The sequence below is a fragment of the Streptomyces sp. NPDC014801 genome (genome assembly GCF_043082085.1).
GTDB lineage: Bacteria > Actinomycetota > Actinomycetes > Streptomycetales > Streptomycetaceae > Streptomyces.
The window spans coordinates 192,407-203,050 of record NZ_JBIBXG010000013.1; the positions used below are offsets into that span (position 1 = coordinate 192,407).

Below are 10,644 nucleotides of genomic sequence, written 5' to 3' on the forward strand. Positions count from 1 at the left end.
TCATGGAAGCTTTCACCACGCACACCGGCCGGGCCGTCCCGCTGCGCCGCAGCAACGTCGACACCGACCAGATCATCCCGGCCCACTGGCTGAAGAAGGTCACCCGCGACGGGTTCGAGGACGGGCTGTTCGAGGCCTGGCGCAAGGACCCCGAGTTCGTGCTCAACCGGCCCGAGCGGCAGGGCGCCACCGTCCTGGTCGCCGGCCCCGACTTCGGCACCGGCTCGTCCCGCGAGCACGCGGTGTGGGCGCTGCAGAACTACGGCTTCAAGACCGTGATCTCCTCCCGCTTCGCCGACATCTTCCGCGGCAACTCGCTGAAGAACGGCCTGCTCACGGTGGTCCTGGACCAGAAGGTCGTGGACGCGCTGTGGGAGCTGGTGGAGAAGGACCCCACCGCTGAGGTCACCGTGGACCTTGAGGCGCGTGAGGTGCGCGCCGAGGGCATCACCGCCTCCTTCGAGCTGGACGAGAACTCCCGCTGGCGGCTGCTGAACGGCCTGGACGACATCTCCATCACGCTGCAGAACGAGGCGGACATCGCCGCGTACGAGGCGAAGCGGCCGTCGTTCAAGCCGCGCACCCTCCAGGTCTGAACCAACGGACCGGCCCGGCCCGCCAGGGTCGGGTTTCGGCCACCGAACCACCCCTCCTGTACCCCCGATCAGCCCGATCGGGGGTACAGGCGTGTCCGGGCCCGTGCGACCCCTTCCGCCGGTACTGGACGGTTCAACTTCCCACGTTACGGGGGTGGTTGGCGGGGTACGCGAGAGGACGGGACGCGGCTTCGCGGTGCGCCGGAAGGGCCTTCGGAGGCGGCAGTTGCCCCCTGGGCGGGCGACAACTCGCCCCAGATGGCACAATCTGTGCATGGAACACGACGGCCAACTCGAGCTCTATGCGGCGGTCGCGGACCAACTCAAACAAGCGCACGCCAGGGTGCGCGCACTGCAAGTCCCGGAGGGCGTACGGATGGCGCTGACCCGGAAGCTGCTGGTCATTACGGCCGCGGCCAAGCACGATCTTGCCGGTGCGACAAGGCGTCTGGAGCGGTTCATGACGGACCTCGACGCGGGGCGCATCCCCGAAGAGGACCGCTGAACACATCCGCGATCGCCGAGTTCGTTGCGGCACAAGGGTGATAAGCCCGTTTCGTGTTTGATTTGCGGTATATATCTGCCTAACGTGCGAAAAAGCTTGAACACTTTCGTTCTGGCGATGTCTCCGAAGGGGAAGACGTGAACAAGGCGCAGCTCGTAGAAGCGATTGCCGACAAGATGGGTGGCCGCCAGCAGGCCGCCGATGCTGTCGACGCGGTCCTGGACGCCATCGTCCGCGCGGTCGTCGGGGGCGACCGGGTCTCGGTCACCGGGTTCGGTTCCTTCGAGAAGGTCGACCGGCCGGCCCGCTACGCCCGCAACCCCCAGACGGGCGAGCGGGTTCGGGTCAAGAAGACCTCCGTTCCGCGCTTCCGCGCGGGCCAGGGCTTCAAGGACCTGGTCAGCGGGTCGAAGAAGCTCCCGAAGAACGACATCGCGGTCAAGAAGGCGCCCAAGGGCAGCCTGTCCGGCCCGCCGCCCACCATCGCCAAGTCCGCGGGCAAGAAGGCCGCGGCCAAGAAGACGACGGCGGCGGCCGCGAAGAAGACGACCGCGGCGGCGAAGAAGGCGACCCCGGCGAAGAAGACCACCGCCGCCGCCGCCAAGAAGACCACGGCGAAGAAGGCGCCCGCCAAGAAGACCACCACGGCGGCCACCAAGAAGGCGACCCCGGCGAAGAAGACCACCACCGCCGCCGCCAAGAAGACCACGGCGAAGAAGGCCCCGGCGAAGAAGGCGACCGCCAAGAAGGCCCCCGCCAAGAAGTCGACCGCGCGCAAGACGGCCGCGAAGAAGACCACCTCCTCCCGCTAGGAGGCGAGGCGTACGGGTTACTCACGCGCCGGGCCGGACTCCCTCACGGAAGTCCGGCCCGCGGCGCGTTCCGGACCGGATCCGCTCACCGGGGTGGACCGCGTGTCCTGGTCGGGGGACCGATGTGGGACGCGGCGGCCTGTCCGGGCCCGCCCCGCCCGCGTGTTCGGCGCCTTTCAGAAGGTCTGCAGCGTGACCAGCGTGATCCGGCGGGCCTCGCCCTCGCCCTCCGTCTCGATGCGGACCCGCTGACCGGGGCGCAGCAGGCGCAGGCCGCCCGCGTCGAAGGCCGGGGCGTCGAAGGGCACGGGGGTGCCGTCGTCGAGGAGGACCTGACCGGAGCGGGTCTGCGGGTCGTACGTGTATGCGGTCGCCTGCATGGCCGCCAGCCTACTGCCCGGGGATCAGCAGGCGCGCGGCCGCGGCGGCCGTCCGGGGGCCCACGCCCAGCGCGAGCGCGGCGCGCAGATCGTCACCGGTGTCGACGTCCTGGCGTACCGAGTCGACCGACGTGAGCGGCAGCTCCACCGCGCCGGAGGCCCGGTGACGGGCGCGGGAGTCGGGGCCGAAGGCCGGACGCAGCGCCTGGCCCGGGGCGGCCGAAAGCAGCGTCGTGCCGATTCCCGCGGCATCCGGAAGAAATGCGCGCGGAAATGCCGAGGCCGTTTCCAGAGTGCGGGTCAATTCCACCGGACGCAGTGCGGGAAGATCGGCATTCAGCGCCGCCACCGGGCTTTTCGGGCGCATCGAGCGCACCACCGCCGCGGCATGGACCAGGGCCGCGTTCAGGCCGTCACCCGGTTCGTCCGGGACGATCCGCGCGCCGAGTGCCGCCAGCTCCCGCCCGGCCAGCGCGTCGTCCGTGACGACCGCCACATCGCGCACCGCGGGCGAGGCCAGCGCCGCGGCCACCGTGTCCTGGGCGAACGCCAGCGCGAGACCCGGACGCAGTCCGTCCCCGGCCGCGTCCGCGAGCCTGCTCTTGGCCAGCGCCAGGGGCTTCAGGGGGATGACCAAGGTCCACTGCACCGGCGTACCGTCCCTCTCTCGTCGCGGACATTGTCCCCCGGGCCATCTCGTGGCGCGGACGGCGGGGCGTACGGTGTTCTCGACAGACCGGCGGCCTGGGGCGACACTTGTGCGGCCCCCACGGACCCCCGGTGGCAGCCCTAGAGGAAGGTGTCCGCGTGCCCCGCCGCAGAATCGGCTTCTGGTACCGCTTCGCCGCGGTGATCTGCAAACCGCCGCTGGTGTTTCTGCTCAAGCGGGACTGGCGCGGAATGGAGCACATCCCGGCCGACGGCGGCTTTATCACCGTGGTGAACCACAATTCGCACGTCGACCCCTTCGCGTACGCCCACTACCAGTACAACACCGGCCGGGTCCCGCGATTCCTGGCCAAGAGCGGGCTGTTCAAGAAGGGCTTCGTCGGCGCCGCCATGCGCGGCACCGGGCAGATCCCCGTCTACCGCGAGTCCACCGACGCGCTGAGCGCCTTCCGCGCCGCGATCGACGCCGTGGAGCGCGGCGAGTGCGTCGCCTTCTACCCCGAGGGCACCCTCACCCGCGACCCCAACGGCTGGCCCATGACCGGCAAGACGGGCGCCGCGCGCGTGGCACTGCAGACCAAGTGCCCGGTGATCCCGATCGCCCAGTGGGGCTGCAACGAGCTGCTGCCCCCGTACGCGAAGAAGCCGAACCTCTTCCCGCGCAAGACGCACCACGTGCTGGCCGGCCCGCCCGTCGACCTCTCCCCGTACTACGGCAAGGAGATGACCGCGGACGTGCTGAAGGAGGCCACCGAGACCATCATGGCCGCCATCACCCGCCAGCTGGAGGAGATCCGCGGCGAGAAGGCGCCCGCCACGCCCTACGACCCGCGCCGGGAGCGCATCGAGCAGCGCCGCCGCACCCAGGCACAGGCACAGGCAAAGGCCCAGGCCCAGACACAGGCCCAGGCCCAGGCCGAGGCGGGGGCACAGGGGAAGCAGGCAGAAGGGCAGGGCAAGTGAGCAAGCCGGTCACGCCGGTCAAGGCGGCCGTCCTCAGCGCCGGTTCGTGGGGCACCGCCTTCGCGATGGTGCTCGCCGACGCCGGGTGCGAGGTCGTGCTGTGGGCGCGCCGGCCCGAGGTCGCCGAGGCGATCAACTCCACCCGCACCAACCCGGACTACCTGCCCGGCGTGGAGCTGCCCGCGAACGTCCGCGCCACCACCGACCCCGCCGAGGCCGCCGCCGGAGCCGACTTCACCGTCCTGTCGGTGCCCTCCCAGACGCTGCGCGCCAACCTCGCCGAGTGGACCCCGCTGCTCGCCCCGCACACCGTCCTGGTGTCCCTGATGAAGGGCGTCGAGCTCGGGACCACCATGCGGATGAGCGAAGTCATCGAGGACGTCGCCAAGGTGGGCCCCGAGCGGGTCGCCGTGGTCACCGGGCCCAACCTGGCCCGTGAGATCGCCGCCCGCATGCCGGCCGCGGCCGTCGTCGCCTGCACCGACGAGGGGGTCGCCCAGCGCCTCCAGGCCGTCTGCCACACGCCGTACTTCCGGCCGTACACCAACACCGACGTCGTCGGCTGCGAACTCGGCGGGGCGGTCAAGAACGTCATCGGGCTCGCCGTCGGCATCGCGGACGGCATGGGGCTGGGCGACAACGCCAAGGGCTCCCTCATCACGCGCGGCCTTGCCGAGACCACCCGGCTGGGCCTGGCGATGGGCGCCGACCCCATGACCTTCTCCGGACTCGCCGGGCTCGGCGACCTGGTGGCCACCTGCTCCTCGCCGCTGTCCCGCAACCACACCTTCGGCACCAACCTCGGCAAGGGCATGACCCTGCAGGAGACCATCGCGGTCACCAAGCAGACCGCCGAGGGCGTCAAGTCCTGCGAGTCGGTGCTCGATCTGGCCCGGCGGCACGGCGTCGACATGCCGATCACCGAGACGGTCGTCTCCATCGTGCACGAGGGCAAGTCGCCGGTGGTCGCCCTCAAGGAACTGATGTCCCGCAGCGCCAAGCCGGAGCGGCGCTGAGCCACCGGGCCGCCGGTGCCCTGAGCCGCCGGTGCCCTGAGCCGCCGGCGCCGTGAGCCGTCGAGCCGCCGAACGGTGGGGATGCCCGGCCGCCGGCCCCCGCGTGCCCCGCTCGGCACGACACTGAGCGACCGTCCGTGCGACGCTGAGCGACGCCGCGGCCCGGGCGCTGTCTCCCCGCTCTACCAACGGGTACTCTCATCGCGATATGAGCACCGAGAACCTCCCCCAGAGCCCTGAGCAGCCGCCTCGCAAGCCGCGCGTGGCCGTCGTGTTCGGCGGGCGCAGCTCCGAACACGGGATCTCCGTGGTCACCGCCGGCGCCGTCCTCAAGGCCGTCGACCGGACGAAGTACGACGTCCTGCCGATCGGCATCACCCAGGACGGACGGTGGGCGCTCACGGCCGACGAGCCGGAGCGCATGGCGATCACCGACCGCCGTACGCCCAGCGTCGAGGAGCTGGCCGAGTCCAACGAGGGCGGCGTGGTGCTCCCCGTCGACCCCGCCAGCCGCGAGGTCGTCTACAGCGAGCCCGGCTCGGTGCCCAAGGCGCTCGGCGAGGTCGACGTGGTCTTCCCGGTGCTGCACGGCCCGTACGGCGAGGACGGCACCCTGCAGGGTCTGCTGGAGCTGTCCGGGGTGCCGTACGTGGGCTCGGGCGTGCTCGCCTCGGCCGTCGGCCAGGACAAGGAGTACATGAAGCGGGTGTTCACCTCCTTCGGGCTCGCGGTCGGCCCGTACGTGGTGATCCGGCCCCGCGAGTGGGAGCGGGACACCTCCGCCGCCCGCAAGAAGATCGTCGACTTCGCCGGCGAGCACGGCTGGCCGCTGTTCGTGAAGCCGGCCCGCGCCGGTTCCTCGATCGGCATCACCAAGGTGGACGACCTGTCCGGCCTGGACGAGGCCATCGCCGAGGCCCAGCGCCACGACCCGAAGATCCTGGTCGAGGCGGCGGTGCGCGGCCGTGAGATCGAGTGCGGCGTACTGGAGTTCGAGGACGGGCCGCGCGCGTCGGTGCCGGCCGAGATCCCGCCGCCGGACGCGCACGCGTACTACGACTTCGAGGCCAAGTACATCGACTCCACGCCCGGCATCGTCCCGGCGCCGCTGACCGAGGAGCAGACCGCCGAGGTGCGCCGGCTCGCCGTGGACGCCTTCGAGGCGGCGTCCTGCGAGGGGCTGGTCCGCGCGGACTTCTTCCTCACCGAGGACGGCGAGTTCGTCATCAACGAGATCAACACGATGCCCGGCTTCACGCCCATCTCGATGTACCCGCAGATGTGGCAGGCGACCGGCATCTCCTACCCGGAGCTGGTGGACCGCCTCATCCAGGCGGCCCTGCGCCGGTCCACGGGCCTGCGCTGACCCACCGGTGCCCCGCTAGTCGGCGATCCCCTCGGGGATCGCCTTCTTGATGCCCGGGGCCAGGTCGACCAGGGGTGCCAGGCCGTCCCCGGTGCGCCCGGCGGGGATCATCACCTCGACGTACGCCCTGCGCAGGGTCGTGGTGAAGCGGAACGAGCCGTCCTGCTGCTTCTCCAGCAGCCAGCCCACCCCGTCCACGTCGACCCCGTCGGCCTCGTCGTCGTTCATCGCCGCGGGCCGCTCGACACCGCACCGCAGTATGATCGCCGGGTCCCCCCAGGCCGCGGTCAGCGGTGACGCGGGGCTGGGGTCCCGGCGGTCGAGGCCGTCGACCTCGGCCGGCAGCGCCCGGTCCAGCTCCCGGCACAGCGCCGCCGTCTTCGCCCCCGGCGAGGGAACCGCCACCGACGCGCTGTCGTCTGCGAAGGAGCAGCCGGCGACGGCGATCAGCAGGGCGAGGACGGGCAGGCCGAGGGGCCGGCGACGCAAGAAGTTCACCGGCCAAGGGTAGACGGGGGCTACAGATGCACGACCGGGCAGGTCAGGGTGCGGGTGATGCCGTCCACTTGCTGGACCTTGGCGACCACCATGCGGCCCAGGTCGTCGACAGTGTCGGCCTGCGCGCGGACGATGACGTCGTAGGGACCCGTCACGTCCTCGGCCTGGATCACTCCAGGGATCTTGCCGATCGTCTCGGCGACGGTCGACGCCTTGCCGACCTCCGTCTGGATCAGGATGTACGCCTGTACCACGGAACCTCCAGGGCGGCCACGAGGATCATGTGGGGAAAAGGAACGCCACGGTATCGCGTCGCGGCTCCCCGCGGGGAGACCTGCGGGAACCGGGCCGTGCGTGCCGGGGTGCGGACAGGGCGGAGCGGGGTGGCTGCGGGGACCGTTCACCGGGGGCCGGTCGCCTCGGCGGGGGACCTGCGGCCGGTCACTTCGACGGTATCGAGGACACTGGTGCCGCGCGACCGGGCACGCACAGAGACAGAAGGGGAGCAAGGGCAATGAAGGGCACTGTTGGTGAGCTCGGGGAGTTCGGGCTCATCAGGGAGCTCACCTCCCGTCTCACCACCACCCCGGCCGTCCGGGTCGGCCCCGGCGACGACGCCGCCGTGGTGGCCGCGCCGGACCGGCGGGTCGTGGCCAGCACCGACATCCTGCTGGAGGGCCGGCACTTCCGCCGCGACTGGTCCACGGCCTACGACGTGGGCCGCAAGGCCGCCGCGCAGAACCTGGCCGACATCGCCGCGATGGGCGCCGTCCCCACGGCGCTGCTGCTCGGCCTGGTCGTGCCCGCCGAACTGCCGGTGACCTGGCCGACCGAGCTGATGGACGGCCTGCGCGACGAGTGCCAGGTCGCGGGCGCCTCCGTGGTCGGCGGGGACGTGGTGCGCGGCGACACCATCATGGTGTCGATCACCGCGCTCGGCGACCTGCGCAACCAGGAGCCCGTCACCCGGGCCGGCGCCCAGCCCGGCGACCTCGTCGCCGTCACCGGCTGGCTCGGCTGGTCCGCCGCCGGCTACGCGGTGCTCTCCCGGGGCTTCCGCTCGCCGCGCGCCTTCGTCGAGGCCCACCGCCGCCCCGAGCCGCCGTACCACGCCGGTCCCGCGGCCGCCGCGCTCGGCGCCACCGCCATGTGCGACGTCAGCGACGGCCTGATCGCCGACCTCGGGCACATCGCCGAGGCCAGCAAGGTGCGCATCGACATCCGCTCCGGCGCCATCGACATCCCCACCCAGATGCACGACATCGGGCAGGCGGTCGGCGTCGACCCGCTGCAGTGGGTGCTCAGCGGGGGAGAGGACCACGCGATCGTGGCGACCTTCCCGCCGGACACCAAGCTGCCCGCCCGCTGGAAGGTGATCGGCGAGGTGCTCAACCCCTCCGCGCTGCCCCAGGTGACCGTCGACGGCGCCCCCTGGACCAGCAAGGGCGGCTGGGACCACTTCGGGGACATCGAGTCGTGACCGCCGCGCCCCCTCGTGTGCTCACCGTCGCCGGCTCCGACTCCGGCGGCGGCGCCGGGATCCAGGCCGACCTGAAGACGATGCTGGCGCTCGGCGTCCACGGCATGAGCGTGCTCACCGCCGTCACCGCGCAGAACTCCCTGGGCGTGCAGGGGGCTTGGGAACTGCCGGTGGAGGCGGTGCGGGCCCAGTACCGCAGCGTCGTCGACGACATCGGCGTGCAGGCCGTGAAGACCGGGATGCTGTCCTCCGCCGAACTCGTCGAGACCGTAGCCGAGTTGCTCACCGGCACCGACGCGCCCGCGGTCGTCGACCCGGTGGGCGTGTCCAAGCACGGCGACCCGCTGCTCGCCGCCTCCGCGCTGGACTCCGTGCGCACCAAGCTGCTGCCGGCGGCCACCCTCGCCACGCCCAACCTCGACGAGGTCGCCCAACTCACCGGCGTCCGCGTCGAGTCCGAGCAGGACATGCGGCGCGCCGCGGAGGCCGTCCTCGCGTACGGCCCGCGCTGGGTGCTGATCAAGGGCGGGCATCTGGCCGGGGGGACCGGGCGGGCGGGCGCGCACGAGGCGGTGGACTTTCTGACGGACGGTCAGGAGGAGCACTGGCTGCGCGCCCCGCGCCACGACAACCGGCACACCCACGGCACGGGCTGCACCCTCGCCTCGGCGATCGCCTGCGGCCTCGCCACGGGACGGTCCGTGCCGGAGGCCGTCGCAGCGGCCAAGGAGTACGTCACCGGGGCGATCGCCGCCGGGTTCGCGCTCGGCGGCGGCATCGGGCCCGTGGACCACGGGTGGGCGCTGCGGAGGACGACTCCCTGAGCCCGACCCCCTCGGGGTACGTGCGAGGCGGCGCCCGGGGGGGGCGGGCGGGTGCCGCCGGGCCGGGCGCGTTCGGACCGCGCGCTCACGCCGGGCCCGCTCACTTCGGGCGGCGCCCGGCGGCTTCGGGTGGGTGCCGCCGGGCCGGGCGCGTTCGGTCCGCGCGGTCACGCCGGGCGGGGTGCCGCCGGGCCGGGCGCGTTCGGACCGCGCGCTCACGCCGGACGCGGTCACGCCGGGCGCGCTCACGCCGGATAGTCCCGCAGCTCGATGGCCGTCGCCGCCTTCTCCGTCAGCCGCTTGAAGAAGCCGGCCAGCAGCCGTGAGCCGAGCAGCCGGTACATGCGGTCCCGGCTGCGGATGCGGCGCTCGGTGGCCGGGGCGAAGAACGGGCCCGCGTTGCCGGAGATCTTCTGGCAGCCCCGGGCGAAGTCCCGGATCCGCGTCTCGTACTCGGCGAACGCGGTGCGGTGGTCGCCGCCCGCCAGCGCCAGCTCCCCGGCGAGGACATGGGCGGCGACGATCGCCACGCCGGTGCCCATCCCGCCCATCGTCGCCCCGTACCCGGCGTCGCCGATCAGCGCCACCCGGCCCCGGGTGAGGCGGTCGATGTGGATCTGCGCGATGGCGTCGAAGTACAGGTCGTCGGTCTCCTCCAGTGCCTTCAGCACCGCCGGCGTCTCCCAGCCCATCCCGGCGAACCGCTCGGCGAGGATGCGCTTGTGCGCCGCCACGTCCCGGCGGTCGTACGCCAGCCGCTCCGAGCGGAACACCAGCAGGGCACCCGCCCGCTCCGGATCGCCGTCGGAGTTGCCGATGACCACGCAGCGGCCGGGCTCGCTGTAGAGCCGGCCGGTGCGGTCGAGGCCCAGGTGGTTGGGCATCGGGAAGCCGGCCACGTAGTGGTCGAAGAACCGCAGGTAGCGGGACTCGTCGCCGAACACCAGACGGCGGGTGTTCGAGTGCAGCCCGTCCGCGCCGAAGACGAGGTCGAAGCGGCGCGGCGCCCCCCGCTCGAAGGAGACCTCGACCCCGTCGGGGGTGTCGGTGAGCGCGGCGATCGAGTCGCCGAAGACGTACTCCACGCGGTCCTTCGTGCGCTCGTACATGATCCGCGCCAGGTCGCCGCGGGAGATCTCCACGTCGCCGCTCATCATCTCGGCGGGCAGGTCCACGCGCGGAGTGCCGTCGGCGTCGACGACACACTGCCGGCCCATGTGCGTCTGGTGCGCGTGCACGTCGTCCCAGATGCCCATCGCGGTGAGCACCCGGCGGTGGACGTGCCCGCGGAAGTCGACGGCGAAGCCGCCGTCGCGCAGCGCGGGCGCCTTCTCGACGACGGTGACCCGCGCGCCGTACCGGGCGAGGCCGAGGGCGAGGGCCGGTCCGGCGACGCTGGCGCCGGAGATCAGGACGGTCAGGTGGCTCAGGTGGCGCGAACGGCTCAGGTGGCGCGAACGGCTCGGGTGTGCGGTCGTGTTCTCGGTCATGGGAGGAGCTTCGCGGGGGGCGCTGACCGTTCCCCTACCGTTCGC

Annotated in this window: 13 protein-coding genes; 8 read left to right on the forward strand and 5 right to left on the reverse strand. The window is 72.3% G+C overall.

Going from position 1 to position 10,644, the window contains the following annotated elements; translation table 11 throughout:
* Positions 1-2: 2 nt before the first annotated feature.
* From leuD to ACF1AL_RS30375, 3 genes are all read left to right on the forward strand, one after another.
* Positions 3-596: a 3-isopropylmalate dehydratase small subunit gene (gene leuD / locus ACF1AL_RS30365; RefSeq protein WP_366837194.1), complete on the forward strand. Its 594-nt coding sequence runs from the start codon at positions 3-5 to the stop codon at positions 594-596.
* Between the two features lie 274 nt (positions 597-870).
* Positions 871-1,101 (forward strand): hypothetical protein, encoded by a 231-nt coding sequence (locus tag ACF1AL_RS30370; protein ID WP_366837195.1) that lies wholly within the window; start codon positions 871-873, stop codon positions 1,099-1,101.
* Positions 1,102-1,238: 137 nt separating this feature from the next.
* Positions 1,239-1,913, forward strand: coding sequence for an HU family DNA-binding protein (locus tag ACF1AL_RS30375; protein WP_391828223.1), 675 nt, complete (start codon positions 1,239-1,241; stop codon positions 1,911-1,913).
* Positions 1,914-2,089: 176 nt separating this feature from the next.
* Here the strand turns inward: ACF1AL_RS30375 and ACF1AL_RS30380 are convergent, their stop codons facing one another.
* Together ACF1AL_RS30380 and cofC are read right to left on the reverse strand one after the other, a co-directional pair.
* Entirely contained in the window at positions 2,090-2,293 is a 204-nt protein-coding gene (locus ACF1AL_RS30380) for a hypothetical protein (RefSeq protein ID WP_366837197.1), read from the reverse strand.
* A 10-nt stretch (positions 2,294-2,303) separates the two neighbouring features.
* Positions 2,304-2,942, reverse strand: coding sequence for a 2-phospho-L-lactate guanylyltransferase (cofC, locus tag ACF1AL_RS30385; protein ID WP_391698255.1), 639 nt, complete (start codon positions 2,940-2,942; stop codon positions 2,304-2,306).
* A 158-nt stretch (positions 2,943-3,100) separates the two neighbouring features.
* On the opposite strand from cofC, the gene ACF1AL_RS30390 reads away from it, so the two are divergent.
* The 3 genes from ACF1AL_RS30390 (at position 3,101) to ACF1AL_RS30400 (ending at position 6,307) form a co-directional block, all read left to right on the forward strand.
* Complete coding sequence (locus ACF1AL_RS30390) at positions 3,101-3,925, forward strand: lysophospholipid acyltransferase family protein (RefSeq protein ID WP_391819692.1); 825 nt, start codon at positions 3,101-3,103, stop codon at positions 3,923-3,925.
* Positions 3,922-4,941, forward strand: coding sequence for an NAD(P)H-dependent glycerol-3-phosphate dehydrogenase (locus ACF1AL_RS30395; protein WP_366837201.1), 1,020 nt, complete (start codon positions 3,922-3,924; stop codon positions 4,939-4,941). Before ACF1AL_RS30390 ends, ACF1AL_RS30395 begins: the two co-directional genes overlap by 4 nt.
* Before the next feature lie 208 nt (positions 4,942-5,149).
* A complete protein-coding gene (locus ACF1AL_RS30400) occupies positions 5,150-6,307 on the forward strand; it encodes a D-alanine--D-alanine ligase family protein (protein ID WP_391698261.1) in 1,158 nt (385 codons plus the stop codon).
* 15 nt (positions 6,308-6,322) lie between these two features.
* Here the strand turns inward: ACF1AL_RS30400 and ACF1AL_RS30405 are convergent, their stop codons facing one another.
* Both ACF1AL_RS30405 and ACF1AL_RS30410 read right to left on the reverse strand, forming a co-directional pair.
* On the reverse strand, positions 6,323-6,805 hold the full coding sequence (locus tag ACF1AL_RS30405; protein ID WP_391828225.1) for a DUF3515 domain-containing protein: 483 nt from the start codon (positions 6,803-6,805) through the stop codon (positions 6,323-6,325).
* Between the two features lie 20 nt (positions 6,806-6,825).
* Entirely contained in the window at positions 6,826-7,059 is a 234-nt protein-coding gene (locus ACF1AL_RS30410) for an Lrp/AsnC family transcriptional regulator (RefSeq protein ID WP_029384521.1), read from the reverse strand.
* Positions 7,060-7,319: 260 nt separating this feature from the next.
* Here ACF1AL_RS30410 and ACF1AL_RS30415 point away from each other — a divergent pair, with 260 nt between their 5' ends.
* Both ACF1AL_RS30415 and thiD read left to right on the forward strand, forming a co-directional pair.
* Complete coding sequence (locus tag ACF1AL_RS30415) at positions 7,320-8,285, forward strand: thiamine-phosphate kinase (RefSeq protein WP_366837205.1); 966 nt, start codon at positions 7,320-7,322, stop codon at positions 8,283-8,285.
* On the forward strand, positions 8,282-9,109 hold the full coding sequence (gene thiD / locus ACF1AL_RS30420; protein ID WP_391828227.1) for a bifunctional hydroxymethylpyrimidine kinase/phosphomethylpyrimidine kinase: 828 nt from the start codon (positions 8,282-8,284) through the stop codon (positions 9,107-9,109). Before ACF1AL_RS30415 ends, thiD begins: the two co-directional genes overlap by 4 nt.
* 245 nt (positions 9,110-9,354) lie before the next feature.
* Here the strand turns inward: thiD and ACF1AL_RS30425 are convergent, their stop codons facing one another.
* Positions 9,355-10,599: an FAD-dependent monooxygenase gene (locus tag ACF1AL_RS30425; RefSeq protein WP_391828229.1), complete on the reverse strand. Its 1,245-nt coding sequence runs from the start codon at positions 10,597-10,599 to the stop codon at positions 9,355-9,357.
* Positions 10,600-10,644 lie beyond the last annotated feature (45 nt).